Genomic DNA, 24,433 nt, shown 5'->3' with positions numbered 1-24,433 from the left:
GATGTTCTCAGTGTGTCGAAGAGGGTTTCACATGTTGCAGCCAGCGTTTTTCCGCCTTGCGGAACAGGCTAATCAGCACATAAGAGATAATCAGATACAGCACCGCCGCAATCCCAAACGCGGTAAACGGTTGGTAAGTGGCAGAGTTAATATCACGGGCGATTTTCAGCAAATCCGGCACCGTGGCCGTAAACGCCAGCGCCGTGGAGTGCAGCATCAAAATCACTTCGTTGCTGTAGGCTGGGAGCGCGATACGCAGCGCCGACGGTAAAATGATGCAGCGATAAAGCTTCACGCCGGAAAAACCGTAGGCGCGCGCGGCTTCCACTTCTCCCGCTGGCACAGAGCGAATGGCTCCGGCAAAAATTTCCGTGGTGTACGCACAGGTGTTGAGCGTCAGCGCCAGCACCGTACAGTTCAGGCCGCTGCGGAAAAAAGCGTTCAACAATTCAGTGCCTTTGACTATTTCGAGCGTGTACATCCCGGAATAAAACACCAGCAGCTGAACATACAGCGGCGTGCCGCGGAAGATGTAGGTAAACAGCCAAATGGGGAACTGAATGAATTTGTTGCTGGATACGCGGCCGATCGCCAAAAATACCGCCAGAATGCCGCCCATCAGCACTGAAGAGATCAGCAGCCAAAGGGTGATCGCCACGCCAGTCATACGGTAGCCGTCGGTCCACAGCAGGGACTTCCAGTATTCGTGAATAATATCAATCACAGGTCAGCCCTCTTCACACCCACGGAATAACGACGCTCGAGCAGAAGTAGCACTCCATTGGATACCGTCGTGAATACCAGATAAATCAGTCCGCAGACGATGGCGAAGTAGAACGGCTCCCAGGTACTTTTCCCCGCGAGTTGCGTCGCTTTCACCACATCTTCCAGACCCAGCAAGGACACCAGAGCGGTCGCTTTGAGGATAACCTGCCAATTGTTGCCAATCCCCGGCAGCGCAAACCGCATCATTGCAGGAAACAGAATACGCACAAACGTCTGGCGGCTGGTAAAGCCGAAAGCAGTTGCCGCTTCAATATGGCCTCTGGGTACAGCCAGAAACGCGCCGCGGAAAGTTTCGGTGAAGTAGGCTCCGTAGATAAAACCAAGGGTAATGATACCGGCGATCATCGGGTCGATATCAAACTGTGCCACGCCCAGCGCATCGGTAATGCTGTTGAGTACAATTTGCAGACCGTAGAAAATCAGCAGCATCAGCACCAGATCCGGCACGCCACGAATTAAGGTGGTATAGCCTTCAAAAATCAGTGCCACTGCACGATTACCGGAAAGTTTGCCCGCAGCGCCTGCCAGACCAATAAGCACGGCCAGCACTACGGAGCTGAGGGCCAGCTCAAGGGTGACCAGGGCCCCCTGAAATATTACTTGTGAAAACCCGTACAGCATTGAGCCTGTCCTGTCAGTCCTGCGCCGCGGGCCCCGGGAACGTCGGAGTCAGCGGCGCAAACAGCGATTACTCGCCGTATACGTTGAAATCGAAATACTTCTTCGCCAGCGTGTCGTAGGTGCCGTCAGCACGCATCTCAGCAAAGGCTTTATTCAGGGCAGCACGGAGTTCGTTATCCTCTTTACGCAGGCCCATACCGGTACCTACGCCGAACAGTTTTTCATCCTTAATGGACGGGCCGCCAAACTGATAATCTTTACCGACAGGCTGCTTGAGGAAGCCTTCGCTTGCCGCCACTTCATCCTGGAACGCAGCATCAATACGCCCGGCCGTCAGGTCAGAATAGATATTATCCTGGCCCTGGTAGGAGACAATTTCGATGCCTTTTGGTGCCCAGTGCTCATTGCCGTAAGTTTCCTGCGTGGTGCCTTGCAGGACGCCCACTCGCTTGCCTTTCAGGGTATTCAGATCCGGCGTAACCGGGCTGCCTTTTTTAACGACCAGGCGGGAATCTGCGGCATAGAGTTTGTCCGTGAAGGCAATCTGCTGCTGGCGTTTTTCCGTAATGGAGAGTGAGGACATAATGGCGTCGATTTTCTTCGCCTGCAGAGACGGGATCAGCGCATCCAGCGGGTTCTCAACGAAGGTACATTGCGCTTTAATTCGCTTACACAGCTCTTTTGCCAGATCGATGTCAAAACCCACTAACTCACCCTGCGCATTCTTGGATTCGAAGGGGGCATAAGTCGGATCTGTGCCAATACGAACTTTCGATGGAATGGCTGCGAAAACCGTAGAAACGCTGGAAAGTGCCAACGCAAGAGAAAGAGACAACGCCAGTTTTTTCATAACTATCCTCAACAGACTGTCATTTAACGGGTAATCAGAAGTATCAGAGCAGTTATCGTGCCACCTTTTATGCGGATAAGGCAAAAGGTAATCGGGGCATACACGCAGTTTTTTGCATTAATACTGCTTAACTATGCAATCGCGCACCATTTCGGTGCATTTATTGCACCAGCAATAAGCATTATGTCGTTATGCCACACATGTATAGATAACTGCTCAGCCCGAAAGGCCCGGTTTCCCGGGCCAGTGCAGTCTTAGTCACCGTAGACGTTGAAGTCGAAATACTTCTTCGCCATCTTGTCGTAGGTGCCATCTTTACGCAGTCCGTCGAGTGCTTTGTCGAAGGCAGCTTTCAGCTCGGTATCGTCTTTACGCAGGCCCACGCCGGTGCCGTCGCCAAAGTATTTCTTGTCTTTAACGGACGGGCCAGCAAAGGCGTAATCTTTACCGGCTGGCTGTTTCAGGAAGCCTTCGCTGGCGGCGACTTCGTCCTGGAAGGCAGCGTCGAGGCGTCCTGCGGAGAGGTCAGAATAGATAAGATCCTGGTTCTGATAGGCCACCACATCAATGCCTTTGCTACGCCAGTTTTCGTTGGCATAGGTTTCCTGTGTAGAGCCTTGCAGCACGCCCACGTGTTTGCCTTTCAGCGAATCCAGCGTTGGGACAATCGGAGAACCTTTGGCGGCGATCAGGCGAGAGTCAGCGGCGTACAGCTTGTCAGAGAAGCCGATTTCCTGCTGGCGCTTTTCGGTGATCGACAAAGAGGAGATGATGGCGTCGATTTTCTTCGCCTTCAGAGACGGGATCAGGGAGTCAAAATCGATGCCAACCCAGGTACATTTCACCTGCATGCGCTTGCACATTTCGTTACCCAAATCGATATCAAAGCCGACGAAATCTCCTTTCGCATCCTTGGATGAGAACGGCGCGTAAGTGGCGTCGGTACCGATACGAACAGTCTGCGGCAGCGCGGCAAATGCGCTGGAAGCACTGCTGATCCCCAGCATTAAAGAGAGAGCCAGAACCGTCTTCTTCATACATTACCCTTAAGTGTCGTGATGCAGTTGCGTGTTATGTAATCAATCGTGTTGTGTGTTGCGAGACAGCCCTGCACGTTTTATGCCACCTAAACATCTGCTCAAAAAAACAGCGTTAAATGTGTTAATGAATAGTTGCAGAGTTGTCTTAAGATTGAAAGATAACAGCTCTAACGGATAAACCGCAGCGCTAAACAGCGAAAAGAGGGATTAAATGTTGAGGATTTGATCGGGATTGCAAAATCGTCGGATGACTCCGCATGCACCATAAAGATGCACTATCTTAGTGCACCTATTCCGCGCCTTGCCAGCGGGTGAAAAGCTCTTTTGGCAGGGTGATATCAAACTGATCCAATACGCGATTAACCGTTTGATCAATCACGTCATCCAGCGTTTGCGGCCGGTGATAAAACGCCGGAACAGGCGGCATAATGATCGCGCCAATTTCAGCCGCCTGCGTCATCAGTCGTAAATGCCCCAAATGCAGCGGCGTTTCGCGCACGCAAAGCACCAGGCGACGGCGCTCTTTCAGCACCACGTCAGCGGCGCGGGTCAGTAAACCATCGGTGTAGCTGTGGACGATGCCTGAGAGGGTTTTTATGGAGCAAGGAAGGATAACCATTCCGTCGGTTTTAAACGAACCCGAGGAGATACTGGCGGCGATATCACGCGCATCGTGAACGACATTGGCGAGCGCCTGCACTTCACGTAAAGAGAAATCAGTTTCGAGAGCCAGCGTTTGTCGCGCGGCCTGACTCATCACCAAATGGGTTTCCACCTCTGCGACGTCGCGCAGCACCTGCAACAGCCGTACGCCATAGATAGCGCCGCTGGCACCGGAAATTCCAATAATGAGTCGTTTCATGATTCCGCCCTGTCTTCGTACTGGGCCTGACTTTGCCGGAATTTAGAGGGAGTTGCAAGGAAAGACGCCCTCTCAGTACGAGAGGGCGTGGAGACGATTAACCTTCGTTATGCATCTCAAGGCTTTCCACTTCGTTCTGACGCGCCAGCGCTTTGCTGTCGTCATTACGCAGGGTGTCGAGATAATCGAGGTATTGCTGGTTCACGTCTTTGGTGACGTACACGCCGTTGAATACCGAGCATTCAAACTGCTGAATATCCGGATTCTCAGCGCGAACCGCGTCAATCAGATCGTTTAGATCCTGGAAAATCAAACCGTCGGCGCCGATAATCTGGCGGATCTCATCCACTTCACGACCGTGAGCGATCAGCTCAGTGGCGCTCGGCATATCGATTCCGTAGACGTTCGGGAAACGAATTTCCGGGGCGGCAGAGGCCAGATACACTTTCTTCGCACCGGCTTCGCGCGCCATCTCGATGATCTGCTCTGACGTCGTACCGCGCACGATGGAATCGTCCACCAGCAGCACGTTTTTATCACGGAACTCTGCACGGTTGGCGTTCAGTTTACGGCGCACCGATTTACGGCGCAACTGCTGGCCCGGCATGATGAACGTACGACCCACGTAGCGGTTTTTCACAAAACCCTGACGATACGGCTTGTTCAGAATGCGGGCAATTTCCAGCGCGATATCGCAAGAGGTTTCCGGAATCGGAATAACCACGTCGATATCCAGATCTTCCCACTCGCGGGCAATTTTCTCACCGAGCTTGGTGCCCATATTCACGCGCGCACTGTAGACGGAAATCTTGTCGATGAACGAGTCCGGACGGGCGAAGTAAACATATTCGAACAGGCACGGATTGCTCACCGGGTTGTCAGCGCACTGACGGGTGAACAGCTGGCCTTTTTCGGTGATGTAAATTGCTTCGCCTGGCGCCACGTCACGCAGGAATTCAAAGCCCAGCGTGTCGAGCGCGACGCTTTCGGACGCCACCATGTATTCGGTACGACCATCGCCGATATCACGCTTGCCGAGCACCAGCGGGCGAATGCCGTTAGGGTCGCGGAAAGCCACCATGCCATGCCCGATAATCATCGCCACACAGGCGTACGCCCCGCGAATCTGACGATTCGTCGCGGCAATCGCGGCGAAAATGTTGTCAGCTTCGAGCGGATAGTGGCGGAAGTTGTCCAGCTCGCTGGCGAAGATGTTCAGCAGAATTTCAGAATCGGAGGTGGTGTTGATATGGCGGCGCTTTTCTTCGAACAGCTTTTTGCGCAGCTCGTGAGCATTGGTCAAATTGCCATTGTGCGCAAGGGTAATGCCATAAGGTGAGTTAACGTAGAAAGGTTGAGCCTCAGACGCGCTTGAGCTGCCGGCGGTTGGGTAACGGACGTGGCCGATACCCATATTGCCCTGCAGGCGCTGCATATGCACGGCGCCAAACACATCGCTCACCAGACCGTTAGCTTTACGCAAACGGAAGCAGTTGTTTGCATCAATGGTGATGATGCCCGCGGCATCCTGCCCACGGTGCTGAAGCACCGTTAACGCGTCATAAATCGACTGGTTTACCGGCATAACACCGGCGATACCGACAATACCGCACATACGTCATTTTCCTCGTTCAGAACTCCCCAAAGCTTATGCTTTGGGCAAGAAACTTGACGAGCTTTGCAGATAGTCAAAGAACATTCTGATGACGACGCTGAACTGAGGGATCAGCTGAGATTTTTGCCAGTCGTCGCTTTTCGAAAAGCCGGTAAAGGTATCGAGGAAAAACAGTATGGCGGCGACGATCAATACTCCACGCAGCGCACCAAAACAGATCCCAAGAACCCTGTCGGTTCCCGACAGGCCCGTCTTTTCTACCAACGTACCGATAACGTAGTTAACGATAGCACCGACAATTAGCGTCGCGACAAAGAGCAGCGCGATAGCAATCCCGTTTCGAACCAGTTCGTCTTCAAAGCCCGTAAACCAGACAGACAGATAAGTGTAGTAATGACTGGCAACAAAGAAAGCACAACCCCATGTTACCAGTGACAATGCTTCACGAACAAAGCCGCGGATGAGGCTTACCAAACAAGAAAAACCAATCACCGCAATAATGGCGTAATCAATCCAGACCATAGTTGTCCCACGATTTTACGCCCTGTCGTCCAGTTCGGGGCGAATTCTAACAGAAAAAGAAAACGTTTGCGTAGGGAATTCCTTTCCCCGCCCAAATAAAAATGGCGCTGAAAAAATGTTCAACGCCGCTTGAGCTTTTGGCCTCTGAGGGCACTTTCAGCCCAGTCGATTTTCATCGATTTCGTTGTATTCCCGACGGTCCGCCGGGAAACTTAAGATCAATTCGGGCTGTAGCCCATTACCACACCGTTCAGACCTGACAGCTGTTTCAGCTCGCCAAGCGAACCTTTCATCTTGTCCTTCGACGCGTCCGGCCCTACCAGAATGCGGGTAATTTTACCCTGCACCGGCGTAGACGGCGCGGTAAAGACGCGGTACCCGCCGCCGCGCAGTTTGCTGACAATCTCATTAACCTTGTCGGCATTCTTCAACGCACCGAGCTGTACGACGTAGGCTTTGCCGGTCGGAGCCGGTTTGTCTTCGGCAACAGACTTCGGCTGAGCAGGCGGCGCTTGCGTCGCGGCTGCTGACTGCGCGTTGGTGGTATCACGCTGTGGTCTGGTTTGCGTCTGAACCTGAGGCTTCGGAGCAACCGGTTTGGGTGCCGACTGCGCGGCATCATCTATTTCATTCGCGCCGCTGTTCGCCGCATAGCGCGACGTCTCAAGCGATGGTGCTGCTGCATCACCCGCCCTGACCTCTTCCGCCGCCCCTTCCGGAGGCTGAGAAGGCAGCGCCTGCGTAACCGCTGGCAGCATATCCGGCTCTTCTTTATCGCCCGGTTTAGGGACCAGGGGAATTGCCGCGAACTCATCCTGATAATGCTTCTTCTGACCATCCAGCAGACCTGGAAGCACGATAACCCCCAGTGCCACCAGCGCAATGGTTCCGACTAAACGATTCTGAAACTTACTCGCCACCGGTTCTCCCCGCGTCCATCTCTTCCATTACATGAGCCACCGTGTGGAACGAACCACACACCAGCACCGTATCTTGTGGGCCAGCATCCGTCATTGCGGCATGCCACGCCTGCGCTACAGTGGCATAGACTGCGCCATCGCGCAAATGTTCCACCAGCTGTTCCGCCGTTGCCCCACGAGGGCCTTCCAGCGGGGCACAATACCAGCTGTCGACGACGTCCGACAAACAGGCCAGCGTCCCGGCAATATCTTTATCATGAAGCATACCAATCACCGCCAGCGTACGCCCGGCTGAAGGCTGCATTTTCAGACGTTCCGCCAGATACGCCGCCGCATGAGGGTTGTGCGCCACGTCGAGGATCAGACGCGGTGATTCGCTCACGATGTGAAAACGGCCCGGCAGCATCGCGTTCTGAATGCCTTCACGCAATGCCTGCTCACCTATAGCCAGCCCGCTCGCCCGCAACGCCGCCAGTGCCGTCGCGGCATTGGGCTGTGGCACCTGCGGTAACGGCAGCGCACTCAGTTCGCCCTGCGCATCGCTGAACGTCCAGCTGTCGCCCGTGACCTCATAACGCCAGTCAACGCCACGACGCAGCAGCACAGCGCCTTTTTCAGTGGCGACATCGGCAATGGTCTGCGGCATATCCGGTTCGCCGACAACCGCTGGTTTACCGCCGCGGAACACGCCGGCTTTTTCACGGCCGATGCTTTCGCGGTCCGGCCCCAGCCAGTCGGTATGGTCGAGTGCAATGCTGGTGACAACCGCCACGTCGGCATCAACAATATTGGTTGCGTCCAGACGTCCGCCGAGTCCCACTTCCAGAATGACCACGTCCAGCTGCGCCTGTTTAAACAGCCACAGCGCCGACAGCGTGCCAAATTCAAAGTAAGTCAGGGAGATTTCGCCCCGTGCCTTTTCGATTTCGGCAAACGACGCGGTATGCGCAGATTCAGCCAGCTCGCCACCCTGCACACGCACGCGTTCGGTGTAGCGAACCAGGTGCGGAGAGCTGTACACGCCGACCTTAAAGCCTGCGGCCATCAGCACCGATTCCAGCGTGCGGCAGGTGGTACCTTTGCCGTTAGTGCCCGCGACGGTGAAGACGAACGGCGCGGGTTTCAGCACGCCCATTCGGCCCGCAACCTCGCTGACGCGCGCCAGTCCCAGGTCGATGGTTTTGCTGTGCAAGTGTTCCAGATAAGAAAGCCACGCGGCGAGGGGCGACGTGGCGAGTGGAGTGATGTCTTTTTCCATGATACCCGCGATAGTTAACGGTTAGCACAAGCAAAAAGGGCAGCGCCGTCTGGCCCTGCCCTTTGCATTTATCAGGCCTCTGGTTCCTGATCCGGTACCGGCGGTACCACCACTTCTTCAAGCGGCGCATCCGGATTCGGTGCCGGGAGATTCATCAGCTTCGCCAGCACGCTGGCAATCTTGAAGCGCATCTCAGGGCGACGGACGATCATGTCGATCGCACCTTTCTCGATAAGGAATTCACTGCGCTGGAACCCCGGCGGCAGTTTTTCACGTACGGTCTGCTCGATAACACGTGGACCGGCAAAGCCGATCAGTGCTTTCGGCTCAGCGATGTTGAGGTCACCCAGCATTGCAAAGCTTGCAGACACGCCACCCATGGTTGGGTCGGTCAGCACAGAAATGTATGGCAGACCGCGTTCCTGCATTTTAGCCAGCGCTGCAGAGGTTTTCGCCATCTGCATCAGTGACATCAGCGCTTCCTGCATACGCGCCCCGCCGGAGGCTGAGAAGCACACCATCGGGCAATTGTTTTCCAGTGCATACTCAACGGCACGCACGAAACGAGCGCCAACCACAGAACCCATCGAGCCACCCATAAAGGAAAACTCAAAGGCAGCGGCAACAACAGGTGCACCAAACAGGGTACCCTTCATTACCACCAGCGCGTCTTTCTCACCGGTTTCTTTCTGAGCAGAGGCCAGACGATCTTTGTATTTCTTAGAGTCACGGAACTTCAGCAGATCTTTCGGCTCAAGCTCGCTACCCAGCTCCACCAGAGTACCTTCATCCATCAGGCTATGCAGGCGGTTACGCGCTGACATACGCATGTGGTGATCGCACTTCGGACAAACCTCCAGGTTACGCTCCAGCTCTGCGCGGTACAGAACCTGTCCGCAGCTGTCACATTTGGTCCATACCCCTTCCGGAATACTCGCCTTGCGCGTGGGGGTTATGTTGCTTTTAATTCGTTCAATCCAGCTCATTGATAACCTTTCTGCCTGAACCTGGTCGATGCCAGTTTTTGCTGTAAGCGGCGAATAATGCCATTTTTAGGGCTTACAGACCATGAAATGTTGCACATTAAAACATAAGAGCCCAGAACATGGGACAAAAAAGTGGTCTAACCGGTGCCACTTTGCGCCACTTTCCGGGCTCTGTAATTATTTAGCCTGCTTTGCTGCGGCACGCTTGTGGCGAATTATCTCGATAACGCCTGGCAGAACCGACAGCACGATGATGGCCACGATCAGCAGTTTTAGGTTTTCCTGCACGATTGGCAAGTCGCCGAACAGATAGCCCGCGTAGGTAAACAGCAGCACCCACAGCAGCGCACCAATCACGTTATACGCAGCAAAATGACGATAGGACATGTGCCCCATTCCCGCCACAAACGGCGCGAAGGTTCTGACGATCGGCACAAAACGGGCGAGGATGATGGTCTTCCCACCGTGCTTTTCATAAAACTGGTGCGTTTTATCGAGATAGCTACGACGGAAAATTTTCGAATTCGGATTGCTAAACAACCGTTCGCCAAACACGCGACCAATGGTGTAGTTCAGGGCATCGCCGACAATCGCCGCAATCACCATCAATACCACCATCAAATGCACGTTCAGATCGTTTGTTGGCAGCGCAGAAAGCGCACCGGCGACAAACAGCAGTGAATCGCCTGGCAGGAACGGTGTCACTACCAGCCCTGTTTCACAGAACAAAATCAGGAACAAAATAGCGTAAATCCAGACGCCGTACTGCGCGACCAGTTCAGCCAGATGCACATCAATATGCAAAATAAAATCAATCAGAAAGTGAATCAGATCCATAGTGACTTAACCTTAAGTGACTGCATTCAGTCCGCTAAAAATAGCGGGCCCATAGGCGGCTTAGGAAGGTCGAATCGTTCCGGATAATCCACCGAAACGAGATACAGCCCTTCAGCTTTGGCCGTCGCTGCTGCAAGCGTTCTGTCCTTCGCTTCCAACAGCTCTGCAATCCAGCTCTCCGGCTGGTTTCCGGCGCCCACTTCCATCAGGCTGCCCACAATATTCCGCACCATATGATGTACAAAGGCATTCGCTTTGATATCCACCACCACATAGGCACCGTAACGTTCAACGTTAATGTGCATCACGTTTCGCCACGGCGTGCGCGACTGGCACTGGACCGCTCGAAACGAGGTAAAGTCATTCTCACCCAGCAGGCTTTGTGCCGCACGCTGCATGCGTTCGGCATCCAGCGCCTGGTGACAATGCGTCACGCCATGGCTTAAGACCGCCGGGCGAAGACGATGATTGTAGATAATGTAACGATACCGACGAGCAGTGGCGCTGAAACGCGCGTGGAAATCGTCGGGCACAGCTTTCACCCAACGCACCGCGATGTCTTTAGGTAAATTCGCATTTACCCCCAGCGTCCAGGCCGCGTCTTTGCGCTGCGCCCGCGTTTCAAAATGCACAACCTGACCGGTGCCGTGCACGCCAGCGTCGGTTCGACCCGCGCAGTACACGCTAATCGGCTCGTTCGCGACCTGCGTCAGCGCCTTTTCAAGCTTTTCCTGCACGCTGCGCACGTCGTTCTGCCGTTGCCAGCCGTAGTATTTGCTGCCGTCGTACTCAATGCCGAGCGCGACTTTAATGACCGGCAGCGCTTCCACTTCAGACATCAGTACATATACTCCTGAACCAGTTTCTCAGCGATTTTCACTGCCATCAGCGCACCGCCAAAACGGACGTTATCGGCCACCGACCAAAACTGAATTTGCTCTGGCATGCCGTAGTCATTACGCACGCAGCCTACAGAAAGGTGCGAACTGCCGGAAGCATCAGACACCTGAGTCGGGAAATCCGTATCCGCAGACAGGGCGATATCTTCAGTGCGTTCGAACGCATCGCGCGCTTCTTCTGCCGCCAGCGGGCGCAGCGCTTCGAAGCTGACCATCTGCGCCAGACCGTAAAACACCGGCGCACGTACGCACTGAGCCGAAATCATCAGACCTTCGTCCTGCATGATTTTGCGGGCCTGATCGACAATACGACGTTCTTCGGCGATGCCGCCTTCACGGTCAACCAGCAGAGGCAGCATGTTGAAGGCTAACTGACGGCCGAAGAAATCATCTTCATCAATCGGAATGCCGTTCAGCAGCTTGGCGCTCTGTCCTGCCAACGCATCGACGGCTTTTTTGCCCTGTGAAGAGGCCGACATCAGGCTGGTTACTGCGATACGTGACAGGCCACCGTCGTCGATCAGCGGCTTCAGCGCAGTCAGCAGCTGGCTGGTCAGGCTGTCCGGCACTGCCACGATATTGCGGTTGCGATAATCCGCCAGCGCAAACGGGTTCACGTCTGGCACTACCAGCGGAACGTCCGGCTCCAGCGCGAACAAACCGCTTAAATCAATCACCAGACAGCCCGCGTTGGCGGCTTCATCAGCCCAGGCCGCAGAGGCTTCTACGCCCGCGGCAAAAAAGGCCAGCTGAACCTGAGTCCAGTCAAACTCGGCAACGTCCTGCACGCGCACGGTTTTACCTTCGTAGCGCAGGGATTCGCCCGCGCTTTCACTACGCGCCAGACCGTAAATCTCTCCCACCGGGAACTGACGCTCTGCAAGAGTTTCAAGCAGGGCAACACCTACGGCACCCGTTGCGCCCAGTACGGCAATATTCCAGCCTTCAGACATGGTGGTTTACTCCAGAAATAAAAATAGCCGCCCCGCCAGAGGATCTGGCCGGGCGTATTAAGAAGACATTAACGCGCTGCGTGATGAACGGCGTTGAATCCCAGATTTTTGAGCAGAACGGCAGCCTGCTCATCGTCACACAGGACGTTCAGCGAAGACCACTCACGGCGTTCAGAATAGTTTTTACGCAGTTTGTCGAACTCGCCAGGAATACCCGCCACTTTCCGCAGCGGCGCATCATCGCGGCGCACATCATACACCAAATGCACCAGCCTTTTTAGCGTCGCCTGATCGAGCGGGCCATGCAGCGTAATGCGGCCAAATTCCGGCGCAGGCAGCAGCGTATCCAGCGACACCTGATGGCGATTGCCGATAAACTCGCTGTAGGCCTCAAACACCTGCGTGGTGCCGCGCGCTTTGCCTTCCAGCGTATAGCCCGCAATGTGTGCGGTGCCGATATCAACGCGCGACAGCAGTTCGGTATTGAGTTCAGGCTCCGGCTCCCAGACGTCCAGCACCACGCTTAAATCCTGCCCTGCCTGTAAGCATTTGAGCAGCGCGGCATTATCCACCACCGGTCCACGGCAGGCATTTATCAGAATAGTGCCAGGCTTGAGGCGTGAAATCAGCGCGTCATCGGCCAGATGCAGCGACTTATAAGGCCCGTCTTTAAACAGCGGTGTATGGAAAGTCAGAATATCGGCGTTCTGCACCAGCTCGTCGAGGCTGCGGAAATCACCTTCGTCGCCGCGATCAGCCCGCGGTGGATCGCATAATAAGGTGCGGATCCCCAACGCCTCGAGACGTTTTTGCAAACGCCCCCCGACGTTACCCACGCCGACGATCCCGACGGTGCGGTCAGCCAGCGCAAAACCATCACGCTCGGCCAGCATCAGCAGGGATGAAAATACGTATTCCACCACCGCGATGGCATTGCAGCCGGGGGCGGCAGAAAAACCGATTCCAGCCTGCGCCAGCCACTTCTCATCGACATGGTCGGTACCCGCCGTTGCGGTACCCACGAATTTAATCCCCTTCCCGGCCAGCAGCGCCTCATTCACTTTGGTGACTGAGCGCACCATTAGCGCATCGGCATCATCCAGCTCATGCTGTGGAATTGGACGGCCAGGGACCGCCTTTACATCACCCAAACGGCTGAACAGCTCGCGGGCATAGGGCATATTTTCATCAACAAGGATTTTCACGGTACAGTACCTGTCTGGAACGAGAGTTAACCGGGGAAGTGTGCCATAATCTCGCGGCCAGGAACACTGAGCCTTGAGAACACCGACGGACATTCAGGATTTATCATGACGCAACCTATTTCAGGCGTGCCCGCCCGCCCTCCGGGGGAAGCAGCAACGACGAGTCACATCGGCGAGCAACCGCTCTCCACCCAGCAGCGTACCGTACTCGAACGGCTGATCACGCGTCTTGTCGCGCTGACGTCTCAGCAAAGCGCTGGGGTATGGGCCGGGATGAAACACGATTTGGGTCTGAAGAATGATGCGCAGCTGCTCTCAAGGCACTTCCCTGCGGCGGAACAGAACCTCAACCAGCGACTGGTCAACGCCCAGCAGACTCACGAAGTGCGCCAGATTGTCGCCCAGTTGACCGAACTGCTGAGCCAGGGCAATAACCGTCAGGCGGTGAGTGATTTTATTCGCCAGCAATATGGCCACACAACGTTAAGCCAGCTGACCCCCGATCAGCTTAAAAATGTCCTGCAGCTTCTGCAAAACAACGAACTGGCCATTCCGCAACCGCAACAGCGCCCGGCAACGGACAGGTCGTTACTGCCTGCCGAGCACCACACGCTGAATCAAATGGTGACTAAAGTCGCCGCGGCGACCGGGGAATCCAGCAAGATGATTTGGCAGTCGATGCTTGAGCTATCAGGGGTGAAAACCGGCGATCTCATCCCGGCGAAACACTTCAACCAGCTGATGACCTGGCTGCAGGCGCGTCAGACGCTGAGCGACCAGAAAGCACCGACGCTGAACTCGCTGCAAGCGGCGCTGAAACAGCCGATGGAAACGCAGGAGTTTAACGCTCTACGCGACTATGCCCAGCAAGCCTGGCAGGCGACGCCACAAACGGTGTTAACCCAGGCACAGGTGCAGGATCTGTTGAATCAGGTGTTCCTCAAGCGCGTCGAACGCGCTCAGGACACCGTCGACACCCGTTATATTCAGCCGATCTTTAACCCGTTCACGCCGTTCATCGAGAACATGAAGGCGATGTCAGCCCGCCCAGGTCTAATGCTGGTCATCCTGGTGGTGGTGTTTGGCTTGCTGTGGCTGATGCTGTAACGCCTCAGCTCAATCACTCTCTACCGTCTGACCGCTATTAACCCTGTTGGCGGCAATGACAAACGGTAAGTAAATCAGCGTGGACACGGCCAGACACAGGAGGCCCACGACGAGCGCCAGCCAGTTACCTCCGGTGCCAAAGAAAGCGATAAGTGGGCCAGGCGTGGTCCACGGAACGGCATAAGCGATGGGCGGAATAAACTCGAGCGTAATGAATAAATAGCCGATCAGCGAATTAACGAATGGCACCAGGATAAACGGCACGATCAGGATAGGATTGAGCACCACCGGCAAGCCAAACATCACCGGCTCGTTGATATTAAATAGCCCTGGAACAAACGCCATTTTCGCCAGGTCGCGATAATCCTGGCGCCGTGAAGCTATAAAGATCGCCAGCAGCAAGCCCAACGTCATCCCGGAGCCGCCACTGTTGGCGAAAGCATCATTAATACCAGTCCAGGTTATCGGATAAGGCGCCCCCCCAGGTGCTACCGTGTGACGCCGCATAAGAGAGGTTTTCCAGATTGGCCTCAGAGAAAATGGCTTCCCGGATGGCCGCCACAGTATTCGGACCATGGATCCCAAGCACCCACAGAAAGTTCGACACTACGCCCAGCACCAATACGGTCACGATATTGGTTCCCATATTCTTTAACGGGGCCTGAATCAGGTTATAGATAAGATCGTTCAGACCATTAGGCGAAATACGGGTCAGCAGATAGTTGATGACTGAGAAAAAGACCATCACAAAAATAATCGGCAGGAGCACCTTAAATGAGCGGGCCACCGCAGGCGGCACCGCATCAGGCATAGTGATTGTCACTCTGGGATTACGCGCCAGACGGCAAAAAAGCTCACTCGAGACCACAGCAACGATAATCGCGACAAACAATCCCTGTGGCCCGAGATATTTGATGGTCAGATAAGCCTGGCCATCAATAATGGTATAAGGCGTATACGCGACGAAAAACGTCCCAATGGCGGTCAACCCGCAGAGTAATTCATCCTGATGATAACTAACGGCAATATTACGCGCTACCAGGAAGGTAATAAGAATCGCCATGATATTGACCGACCCGTTCATTACCGGGGTAAAAATCTGCTGGGCGTCAGCCAGATGTGGGAAGAAGTCCCCTAAATGCAAAACACTGGCAATAAAGCCGTCCGGAGACAGAATCGCAAAATTAATCAGAATGATCAGCGAACTCGCCATCACTATTGGAAATGACAGAATAAAGGCATCCCGAATAGCCGAAATGTGGATCTGGGAATTTAATTTAATCGCAATGGGGACAAGAATCTTCTCCATGCCACGCTCAAAAGCATCCATAAAACGCATTATTAACCCTTATTTGTCGTGATACATTAGCCATAATTGACGCTGACTTTACGCATAACATATTTTCCCGATTTCAGCGTTGATCACAGTTAGCGGTAAAAAAGTGATGCAAAAAGAATGCTGAAACTGAACAAGTAGATGCAAACCTGCAATAACACCCAAGTAACGCAATGTTTCCAAAGGGATTATGGAGGTTCAAAAGTGGTTTACCAAAATATCGTCAATCTTTTAAAGATTAAGATTAATGGCCCGCTGTACAACATTGGCGATCTACTGCCAGCAGAGAAAGAATTAGCGGAATATTATAAAGTCTCTCGCAATACGCTGCGTAAGGCACTGGCAGTGCTTGAGCAGGACGGACTTATTGAGCGCAAGCATGGCGCCGGGACATGGGTTAAAAATAAGCATTTTCAGGCATCGGTCACCCACCTCGATAGCTTCACCGAAATAGCCCGTAATGAAGGAAAAACGCCCTCCAGCCGCATTCTTAAGTTTGAATTACAGGCAGCCTCAGAAGATATTGCCAACGCCCTCCGGTTACCGCCCTGTGAAGCCGTTTATTACGCAAAACGGTTACGCTTTATCGATAATATTGCCATGCAGTTAGAAGAGACCTGGCTATCGGTCACCCGCTTCCCTGACCTCACGATTGGCCACATGCAGAAATCAAAATATGCCTATATAGAAAAAGAATGCGGGGTAAAAATTGAGGGGTGCTATGAATCTATCATTCCGGTGCTGCCCTCACCTGAACAGGCCAGACTGCTGCATATCAGCGCCAAAGATCCCATAATCAGAATGCAAACTCAGGCGGTGGATGAATATCACCAGCCAATCGATTACTCCATTCTCTACACCAACATCTTTGAATTTCAGGTGAAGTATTATTTGCCGCGCCAGACAGTGCCCGGCCTTCAGTTACAGAAGGCCGGGCAGTAGCGCTATTTACGGAAAGAAATTAGCGTGACCACAATCCCGACGACGGCGGAAATCGCGCCGGCCAGAAACACCGACGAGTAACCAAACGAGGTCGCAAGCAGCCCTGCGAGCGGCCCGGTTACGCCGTATGAGATATCCTGAAACGCGGCATAGCCGCCAAGCGCCGTGCCGCGTACCTGCTGCGGTACGCGCTTCACGACCTCAACGCCCAGCGCCGGGAAGATAAGCGAACAACCGGCCCCGGTTAATGCCGCACCTGCCAGCGCAACCCAGGCATTTGGCGCCTGCCACAGCAGGAGCAGACCTACCGTTTCCACCAGCAGTGAAACCGTTGCCACTTTCACCCCGCCGAAACGGTCCGGCATCCAGCCAAACAGAATACGCATCAGCACGAACGCGCCGCCAAAAGCGGTCAACGTAAAGCCCGCCATTGCCCAGCCGTGACTCATAAAATAGAGCGAAATAAAGGTGCCGATCACCGCAAAGCCCACGCCCTGTAAGGCCAGACCCATACCCGGCTTCCAGATAAGCCCGACCACGCTCCACAGAGACGGACGCTCGCCGGCATGCGCTGGCACTTTACGCACCGAACCGTTAAACGCCCAGGCCAGCAGCGGCAACACCATGGTGGTTCCCGCCAGTGCGGCATAGCCGAAATGGCTGTGAATGAGTAAGCCCAGCGGCGCACCGGCCGCCAGCGCGCCGTAAATCGCCATCCCGTTCCATGACATCACTTTGCCGGAACGCGTTGGCCCCACAAGCCCCATGCCCCAGGTTAACGTCCCGGTCAGCAGTTGGCTTTCACCAAAGCCGAGGATCAGACGCCCGACCACCAGCAGGGCAAATTTGCCTTCGGCACCCATCGGCAGCAGGGCCGCCAACAGCCACGCACCGCCCGCCAGTCCACAGGCGAACATTCCCTGCAACGCAGAGCGCTTCGCCCCGCGCTGATCGGCCAGACGCCCGGCATAGCCGCGCGTTAAAACGGTGGCGAGGAATTGAATACCGACGGCAAAACCGACCATCATGTTGCCGTAGCCAAGTTCGTTATGCACAAACAGCGGAATGACCGGCAAAGGCAAGCCCACGGTCATATAGGTGAGGAACACCGCAAAGGCGATGCGAAACAGCGAGGTATTCGCTGAAGAGGTTTTTACAGATTCTGTTACTGCAGACATGCATTACTCCATAACGCAGAGTAAGGCGGGGAAATGCCACGCCCCCTCTACCTGAACATCAGGATTAAGGTGCGTTGGATGACGTTAAACGCTTACGCATTATCGCGATGACAATGTTAGGGCTGAAGTTTGCCTGCGAATCGCCGTGGCTGTCAATGCTGAATCACGGGCAAAAAAAAGGAGCCTTTCGGCTCCTTTCATTCATCTGGCGTATTAATTACGCTTTCAGCTTACGCATAACCAGCGTGGCGTTGGTGCCACCGAAGCCGAAGCTGTTGGACATCACGGTGTTCAGTTGACGTTCGGTCGGCTTAGTCACGATGTTCAGGCCTTCGGCCTTCTCGTCCATCTCATCGATGTTGATGCTTGGGGCAACGAAGCCGTGTTCCAGCATCAGCAGAGAGTAGATTGCTTCCTGAACGCCTGCGGCACCCAGAGAGTGACCGGTCATTGCTTTGGTCGCGGAAATCGCTGGCGTGTTGTCACCGAAGACTTCACGGATTGCGCCCAGTTCTTTCACGTCGCCCACTGGCGTAGAAGTCCCGTGGGAGTTCAGGTAGTCGATTGGAGAATCAACACCGTCCATCGCCAGCTTCATGCAGCGTACTGCGCCTTCACCAGAAGGAGCAACCATGTCTGCGCCATCAGAGGTTGCGCCGTAGCCAACCACTTCTGCGTAGATGTGTGCGCCACGTGCCAGAGCGTGTTCCAGCTCTTCAACCACAACCATACCGCCGCCGCCTGCGATAACGAAACCGTCACGGCTCGCATCATAGGTACGGGACGCTTTTTCTGGGGTTTCGTTATATTTGGTAGACAGTGCGCCCATCGCGTCGAACTCACAGGCCATTTCCCAGCACAGCTCTTCGCCGCCGCCAGCAAATACGATGTCCTGTTTGCCCAGCTGAATTTGCTCAACCGCGCTGCCGATGCAGTGTGCAGAAGTCGCACAAGCGGAGCTGATGGAGTAGTTCACACCGTGAATTTTGAAGGGGGTTGCGAGACATGCGGAAACCGCAGACGCCATCGCTTTGGTCACAACGTAAGGACCGACCGCTTTCAGGCCACGCGGGCTACGCATTGCGTCTGCGCCGAATACCTGAGATTTAGACGAACCACCGGAACCTGCAATCAGGCCCACGCGTGGGTTGTTCTGATAAACGTCTTCTTTCAAACCAGCATCTTCAACAGCCTGCTGCATTGAGAGGTAAGCATAGATAGAGGCATCGTTCATGAAACGGACCACTTTACGGTCGATCAGACCGGTGGTGTCCAGTTTGACGTTACCCCATACGTGGCTACGCATACCAGAATCTTTGAATTCTTGAGAGAAAGTGATCCCCGAGCGTCCTTCACGCAGAGATTCCAGGACTTCCTGCTGGTTGCTACCGATGCTGGAAACGATGCCCAGGCCAGTAATCACTGCACGTTTCATTCAATACCTCTGTAAGTCATATACTATTTTAAGTTTCGAGTCGCACAATAGCGTACACTTGTACGCTGAACAAGTCCGATCAGACAAATTAAGTATAAATTTGCGCCACCCGGCACACATCGTTAAGATCGCCGGACGCCTTGCACTGCGAGTAACTTACGTGAAACAAAACGCCATACAACCTGCCAACCTCGAATTTAACAATGAGGGTACACCTGTTTCCCGAGATTTTGATGACGTCTACTTTTCTAATGATAACGGACTGGAAGAGACCCGATACGTTTTTCTTGGAGGAAACCGGCTAACGGAGCGCTTTACGTCTCACGACCGATCCCATCTGGTGGTTGCTGAGAGTGGATTTGGTACCGGTTTGAATTTCCTCACACTCTGGCAGGCATTTAAGACTTTTCGCGACTCGCAGCCTGAGGCTACGCTACAAAGATTGCATTTCATCAGTTTCGAAAAATTCCCGCTGCGCCTGAACGACCTGAAACTTGCTCATCAGCACTGGCCTGAACTGGCCGAGTTTGCCGGGCAATTACAGGCGCAATGGCCCCTGCCTTTTTCCGGCTGTCACCGCGTAATACTCGATGAAGGCCGGGTCACACTGGATCTGTGGTTTGGCGACATTAATGAACTGGTCAACACCCTCGATGACACCTTAAATCAGCAGGTCGATGCGTGGTTCCTCGATGGCTTTGCGCCCGCCAAAAACCCGGATATGTGGACGCCAACGCTGTTTAACGCGATGGCAAAACTGGCGCGCCCCGGCGCCACGGTGGCGACGTTTACCTCGGCGGGCTTTGTGCGTCGCGGCTTAAACGACGCTGGTTTTTGCATGAAAAAGAGCAAAGGCTTTGGCCGCAAACGAGAAATGCTGACCGGGTATCGGGATGATTCTCAACCAGCAACCGCCACCGCGCCATGGTTTGCCCGCAGCGCAAGCGAAACCCGTGAAACGGCGATTATCGGCGGCGGTATCGCCAGCGCGCTGCTGTCTCTGGCGCTGCTGCGCCGCGGCTGGCAGGTCACGCTGTATTGCGAAGACGGCGTTCCGGCACAGGGCGCATCCGGCAATCGCCAGGGCGCGCTTTACCCTCTGCTCAGCGCTCACGATCCGGCGATGGAAACCTTCTTCCCGGCGGCATTTACTTTTGCGCGCCGTCTGTACGACTCCCTGCCCGTGGCGTTCGATCACGACTGGTGCGGCGTGACGCAGCTTGGCTGGGATGAAAAAAGCAGCCACAAAATTGCTCAGATGCTGAAACTGGCACTGCCACCTGAAATTGCGGTTGAAGTGGACAAGGCCGAAGTGCAGCGCACGCTTGGCGTCGACACCGGCTGCGCGGGCATTCAATACCCACTCGGCGGCTGGCTGTGCCCGGCACAGCTCACGGCAGCGGTTATCGAACTGGCCTGTCAGAATGGTCTGAACGTTCACTGGAATCATCGCTGTGACACGCTCGACGCACAGGCCAACGGCTGGGCGCTGCATTTTGCGAACGACGAAACCAAACATCACGCCAGCGTGGTGCTCGCCAACGGCCATCAGATTAATCAGTTCTCGCAAACGGCGGAGCTGCCGGTATCGGCGGTGGGCGGCCAGGTCAGCCACATTCCGACCACGCCGGAACTGGCGAAACTCCGTCAGGTGCTGTGCTACGACGGCTATCTCACGCCGCAAAATCCGCACAACCAGCAGCACTGCATCGGGGCCAGCTACCATCGCGGGCAAACAGAAATGGCCTACAGCGAAGAGGATCAGCAGCATAATCGGCAGCGTTTGCTCGACTGCTTCCCGGACGCCGCGTGGGCACAGGAAGTGGACGTCAGCGACGGCGAAGCCCGCTGCGGCGTGCGCTGCGCCACTCGCGATCATTTACCGATGATGGGTAACGTGCCGGATTATCCGCAAACGCTGGAAACCTACGCCACGCTGGCTGAAAATCGCGACAATGCCAAATCCGCGCCGATTCATAACAGCCTGTTTATGCTCGGCGGCCTGGGTTCACGCGGCCTGTGCTCTGCCCCACTGTTGGCAGAAATTCTGGCTTCACAGATGAGTCATGAACCGCTGCCGCTGGACGCCAGAACCCTGGCAGCGCTGAATCCGAACCGGCTGTGGGTGCGTAAACTGCTGAAAGGCAAAGCGGTAATCAAAGCAGATTAATGCGCTGCTGCGCCTGTTTGCGATACTGCAACGGCGTCTGGCGCATCATCCGTTTAAAGCAGGTGATGAAGTAAGTCACCTCCTGAAAACCGACTTTCGCCGCAATCGCATCGACGCTCATTTCACTGGTGCGCAGTAAATCACAGCTGCGCTTCAGCCGTCGGGTGAGCAAATATTCGTGAATGCTACCGCCGGTCTGTTGACGGAAAATGCGTGACGTATAGCTGCGGGAAAGCCCAATATCCCGCGCCAAATCCTCCAGCGAAAACTTCTCACCGTAATGCGCTTCCAGCCACTGCATGATTTGCGCCGACGCGGTTTGCTGCTGCGGCGCGCTGGCCTGCGGTAATGCGGGCAACAGCGACATAATCTGCATCACTAAGAACGCCACTTCGTCTGCCGGGTAGTGCGCCCTCGATTCGAGCGCAGCGAAATTCGCCAGCACGGTTTCCATATACTCCGCGTGCTCGCTGAGATCGTACGCCAGGGCTGGCGCATGGCTAGCGGCCAGATGGGCAAACTGCGCCTGAAAACGCGGGAACTGTTGCAGGTTGCTTTCCACCGCCGACTGCTCGATATGCATCGTGGAACGGTGATAATGGTTGCGATCGCTTTCATCGACATGCACTTTGTGCAGCCGAAACGGCGGAAAGATAAACAGCCGACCAGGGCGCGCGGTGTAATGCTGATTGTCGACCACTACGATCCCATAGCCCTGCGAAATATAGAGAAACTCCACGCACTGGTGCCAGTGATAATACAACGCACTGGAACCCCACATCCGGTTAAAGGAAATCGCCTGGTGTTCGAGGGTAATTCTTTCCAGTAACTGCGAATCGCTCATTCAGCCACCATGACAACAGAATTAAGTTTTTAGCCTACGGTTTGCAATTTATTGCCCTGCGCACGGGGAAAATCCAGCAAAATTAAAATAGCGGTTCATTTATGTGAACCTGCTCACTCAGACATTGAAAGAAAAGCGGCTAGGCTTGGTTTCGCCGCCTGATTCAGTCGCGGTAAAAGTCCAATAACAATAACGTTTAATTTTCTCGTGTCTGACGGGAGGGCCTCGTGCAACCTGAACATATTAACGCTGATAACCCCTTACAACAGAGAAGTGACCTCACCCAATGGGTGAATGACATGCTGAATGCCGTCACGCCATTTATAAAAAATAACCACAGCGGCGTGGACCTCGCGAATTTCACCACGCATTACGGCCAGCGCATCGCCAATATGGAAGCGTTCTCCCGTTTATTATGGGGCGTCACTCCGTTGCTGGCGGGCGGTCAGGAACCTGAGCAGCTGTCGCTGTATATTCAGGCCATTAAAAACGGCACCCACCCAGCGCACCCGGAATACTGGGGCGAAATCGGCCATAGCGATCAGCGAGTGGTCGAAATGGCCGCCTACGGTCTGCTGCTGGCGCTGGCACATCAGCCGCTGTTGGCGCATTTCAACGAGCAGGAAAAGCACCATCTGTGGCAATGGCTGAAGCAAAGCGAAACCGCCACCATTCCTGACAACAACTGGCACTTCTTTCCCATTCTGGTGCAGGTCGGTTTTCATCACGCCGGAATGCCCGTAAACCACGAAACCATCGAGCGGCATTTTGCGGCGATGGAACATTACTGGCTCGGCGACGGCTGGTATAGCGACGGCCCTGAGCGCCCACGCGATTACTACATTTCGATGGGATTCCACTTCTACGGCCTGATTTATTCTCAGCTGATGAAAGAGGTCGATCCGCAGCGCTGTGCCACGTTACGCGAACGCGCCACCGTCTTTGCCGCTGACTTTATTCACTTCTTTGACGACGACGGCGCCGCGATCCCGTTTGGCCGCAGCCTGACCTACCGCTTTGCGCAGGCCGCATTCTGGAGCGCCGCCGCTTTTACCGGGCTGGACGTCTATTCGCCAGGCATTCTCAAAGGGCTGGTGTTGCGCCATCTGCGGTGGTGGCAACAACAGCAACCGTTCGACCGCGACGGCGTGCTGAGCGTCGGCTACAGCTATCCAAACCTGATCATGGCCGAAGACTATAACGCGCCGGGCTCGCCGTACTGGGCGCTGAAGACGGTGCTGGTGCTGGCGTTGGGCGAAAACAGCGATTTCTGGCAGGCGAAAGAAGCGCCGCTGCCGCCACGCGAAACGCCGCACGCCATCCCAAAAGCCGCACAGATCCTGGTCCACCAGCCAAATCATTTATGGATGCTGACGTCAGGCCAACTGGAACGGAACAACTTCGTCAACACCGACGCGAAGTACTGCAAATTTGCCTACTCGACGCGCTATGCCTTTAACGTCGAACGCGGCCGCTTTGGCCTCGCGCACGCCTCGCCGGACTCGATGCTGTTGCTCAGTGAAAAGGACAACTACTGGCGCGGGCGTCGTGAGTGCCAGCAGGTTAGCGTGCATGAAAATTACATCTACAGCCGCTGGCTGCCGTGGAACGACATCACCGTGGACAGCTGGCTGGTCGCACTCGGCGACTGGCAGGTACGCGTTCACCAGCTGCAAACCGCCCGCGAACTGGACTGCGCCGAAGGCGGTTTCAGCATCAATTCCCGCCCGCTGCCGGAACAACGACTAAACGCAGGAACCAGCCTTCTGACCGGCGATCACGACACCAGCGCCATTGTGTGCCTGAGTGAAAAACGTCGTCAGGGCGAGGTGGTATTCACCCCACCGAACAGCAACCTGCTGTTTGCCGACCGCGCCGCCGTGCCGGTGCTTCGCGGTGAATTATCACCCGGTACACATTTGCTGATTTGCGCGGTCTGGGCCGGGGACCCGCAGGATTTCAACCTCACCCACGCCCCCGAAGTTAGCGTTGAGCAAGGCGTTATTCACCTGACGTCGGCCACGCAAAAAACGCAATTTCCACTGACTGAACTGCCGAAAGAGTGAG

At 54.9% G+C, this 24,433-nt stretch carries 21 protein-coding genes and 1 pseudogene; 4 read left to right on the top strand and 18 right to left on the bottom strand.

All coding sequences use genetic code 11. The features are described from left to right. Positions 1-7 precede the first annotated feature (7 nt). The 14 genes from A8O29_RS06965 to pdxB all read right to left on the bottom strand — a co-directional run bounded on the left by A8O29_RS06965 (position 8) and on the right by pdxB (position 13,354). On the bottom strand, positions 8-724 hold the full coding sequence (locus tag A8O29_RS06965) for an ABC transporter permease (RefSeq protein WP_110509206.1): 717 nt from the start codon (positions 722-724) through the stop codon (positions 8-10). Next, the gene (locus tag A8O29_RS06960) at positions 721-1,407 is read right to left on the bottom strand and encodes a histidine ABC transporter permease HisQ (protein WP_125352195.1); all 687 of its coding nucleotides are present in this window, start codon (positions 1,405-1,407) and stop codon (positions 721-723) included. Before A8O29_RS06960 ends, A8O29_RS06965 begins: the two co-directional genes overlap by 4 nt. A gap of 67 nt (positions 1,408-1,474) precedes the next feature. Continuing rightward, positions 1,475-2,257 (bottom strand): histidine ABC transporter substrate-binding protein HisJ, encoded by a 783-nt coding sequence (gene hisJ / locus A8O29_RS06955; protein ID WP_125352193.1) that lies wholly within the window; start codon positions 2,255-2,257, stop codon positions 1,475-1,477. A 254-nt stretch (positions 2,258-2,511) separates the two neighbouring features. After that, positions 2,512-3,294 (bottom strand): lysine/arginine/ornithine ABC transporter substrate-binding protein ArgT, encoded by a 783-nt coding sequence (gene argT / locus A8O29_RS06950; protein ID WP_125352191.1) that lies wholly within the window; start codon positions 3,292-3,294, stop codon positions 2,512-2,514. A 292-nt stretch (positions 3,295-3,586) separates the two neighbouring features. Continuing rightward, positions 3,587-4,159, bottom strand: a complete 573-nt coding sequence (locus A8O29_RS06945; protein ID WP_125352189.1) for a UbiX family flavin prenyltransferase — start codon at positions 4,157-4,159, stop codon at positions 3,587-3,589. Positions 4,160-4,256: 97 nt separating this feature from the next. Beyond that, positions 4,257-5,774: an amidophosphoribosyltransferase gene (purF, locus tag A8O29_RS06940; protein ID WP_110509196.1), complete on the bottom strand. Its 1,518-nt coding sequence runs from the start codon at positions 5,772-5,774 to the stop codon at positions 4,257-4,259. Between the two features lie 33 nt (positions 5,775-5,807). Then, positions 5,808-6,296: a colicin V production protein gene (gene cvpA, locus A8O29_RS06935; RefSeq protein ID WP_097161729.1), complete on the bottom strand. Its 489-nt coding sequence runs from the start codon at positions 6,294-6,296 to the stop codon at positions 5,808-5,810. A gap of 218 nt (positions 6,297-6,514) precedes the next feature. Further along, positions 6,515-7,216: a cell division protein DedD gene (dedD, locus tag A8O29_RS06930; RefSeq protein WP_125352187.1), complete on the bottom strand. Its 702-nt coding sequence runs from the start codon at positions 7,214-7,216 to the stop codon at positions 6,515-6,517. Then, the gene (gene folC, locus A8O29_RS06925; RefSeq protein WP_125352185.1) at positions 7,206-8,474 is read right to left on the bottom strand and encodes a bifunctional tetrahydrofolate synthase/dihydrofolate synthase; all 1,269 of its coding nucleotides are present in this window, start codon (positions 8,472-8,474) and stop codon (positions 7,206-7,208) included. Before folC ends, dedD begins: the two co-directional genes overlap by 11 nt. Positions 8,475-8,545: 71 nt before the next feature. Continuing rightward, on the bottom strand, positions 8,546-9,460 hold the full coding sequence (gene accD, locus A8O29_RS06920; protein ID WP_168713826.1) for an acetyl-CoA carboxylase, carboxyltransferase subunit beta: 915 nt from the start codon (positions 9,458-9,460) through the stop codon (positions 8,546-8,548). A 177-nt stretch (positions 9,461-9,637) separates the two neighbouring features. After that, entirely contained in the window at positions 9,638-10,297 is a 660-nt protein-coding gene (locus tag A8O29_RS06915; protein ID WP_125352183.1) for a DedA family protein, read from the bottom strand. A gap of 26 nt (positions 10,298-10,323) precedes the next feature. Continuing rightward, positions 10,324-11,136, bottom strand: coding sequence for a tRNA pseudouridine(38-40) synthase TruA (gene truA / locus A8O29_RS06910; RefSeq protein WP_110509185.1), 813 nt, complete (start codon positions 11,134-11,136; stop codon positions 10,324-10,326). Continuing rightward, complete coding sequence (locus A8O29_RS06905; RefSeq protein ID WP_110509183.1) at positions 11,136-12,149, bottom strand: aspartate-semialdehyde dehydrogenase; 1,014 nt, start codon at positions 12,147-12,149, stop codon at positions 11,136-11,138. Before A8O29_RS06905 ends, truA begins: the two co-directional genes overlap by 1 nt. Before the next feature lie 68 nt (positions 12,150-12,217). Beyond that, complete coding sequence (gene pdxB, locus A8O29_RS06900; protein WP_125352181.1) at positions 12,218-13,354, bottom strand: 4-phosphoerythronate dehydrogenase PdxB; 1,137 nt, start codon at positions 13,352-13,354, stop codon at positions 12,218-12,220. A gap of 105 nt (positions 13,355-13,459) precedes the next feature. On the opposite strand from pdxB, the gene flk reads away from it, so the two are divergent. Continuing rightward, a complete protein-coding gene (flk, locus tag A8O29_RS06895; RefSeq protein WP_125352179.1) occupies positions 13,460-14,461 on the top strand; it encodes a flagella biosynthesis regulator Flk in 1,002 nt (333 codons plus the stop codon). Between the two features lie 9 nt (positions 14,462-14,470). On the opposite strand, the pseudogene A8O29_RS06890 reads toward flk, so the two are convergent. Beyond that, positions 14,471-15,800: pseudogene (locus tag A8O29_RS06890) on the bottom strand (PTS sugar transporter subunit IIC). 201 nt (positions 15,801-16,001) lie between these two features. Between A8O29_RS06890 and A8O29_RS06885 the strand changes: the two are divergent. Next, positions 16,002-16,739, top strand: coding sequence for a GntR family transcriptional regulator (locus A8O29_RS06885; protein WP_125352177.1), 738 nt, complete (start codon positions 16,002-16,004; stop codon positions 16,737-16,739). Between the two features lie 2 nt (positions 16,740-16,741). On the opposite strand, the gene A8O29_RS06880 is transcribed toward A8O29_RS06885, so the two are convergent. Beyond that, positions 16,742-17,917 carry an MFS transporter gene (locus A8O29_RS06880; RefSeq protein WP_174081276.1) on the bottom strand — a complete coding sequence of 392 codons (1,176 nt, stop codon included), beginning with the start codon at positions 17,915-17,917 and terminating at the stop codon, positions 16,742-16,744. Positions 17,918-18,134: 217 nt separating this feature from the next. Beyond that, entirely contained in the window at positions 18,135-19,352 is a 1,218-nt protein-coding gene (gene fabB / locus A8O29_RS06875) for a beta-ketoacyl-ACP synthase I (protein WP_110509175.1), read from the bottom strand. 160 nt (positions 19,353-19,512) lie between these two features. On the opposite strand from fabB, the gene mnmC reads away from it, so the two are divergent. Further along, positions 19,513-21,522, top strand: coding sequence for a bifunctional tRNA (5-methylaminomethyl-2-thiouridine)(34)-methyltransferase MnmC2/FAD-dependent 5-carboxymethylaminomethyl-2-thiouridine(34) oxidoreductase MnmC1 (mnmC, locus tag A8O29_RS06870; RefSeq protein WP_168713825.1), 2,010 nt, complete (start codon positions 19,513-19,515; stop codon positions 21,520-21,522). On the opposite strand, the gene A8O29_RS06865 is transcribed toward mnmC, so the two are convergent. Then, on the bottom strand, positions 21,509-22,366 hold the full coding sequence (locus A8O29_RS06865) for an AraC family transcriptional regulator (protein ID WP_125352173.1): 858 nt from the start codon (positions 22,364-22,366) through the stop codon (positions 21,509-21,511). The two genes, mnmC and A8O29_RS06865, sit on opposite strands and share 14 nt — an antisense overlap. A gap of 227 nt (positions 22,367-22,593) precedes the next feature. On the opposite strand from A8O29_RS06865, the gene A8O29_RS06860 reads away from it, so the two are divergent. Beyond that, positions 22,594-24,432: a DUF2264 domain-containing protein gene (locus A8O29_RS06860; protein ID WP_125352171.1), complete on the top strand. Its 1,839-nt coding sequence runs from the start codon at positions 22,594-22,596 to the stop codon at positions 24,430-24,432. Position 24,433: the final 1 nt, after the last annotated feature.

This window comes from Scandinavium goeteborgense (assembly GCF_003935895.2).
Lineage (GTDB): Bacteria > Pseudomonadota > Gammaproteobacteria > Enterobacterales > Enterobacteriaceae > Scandinavium > Scandinavium goeteborgense.
Note: the sequence above shows the minus strand (reverse complement) of the source record. Positions and strands in the feature narration are given on the sequence as shown.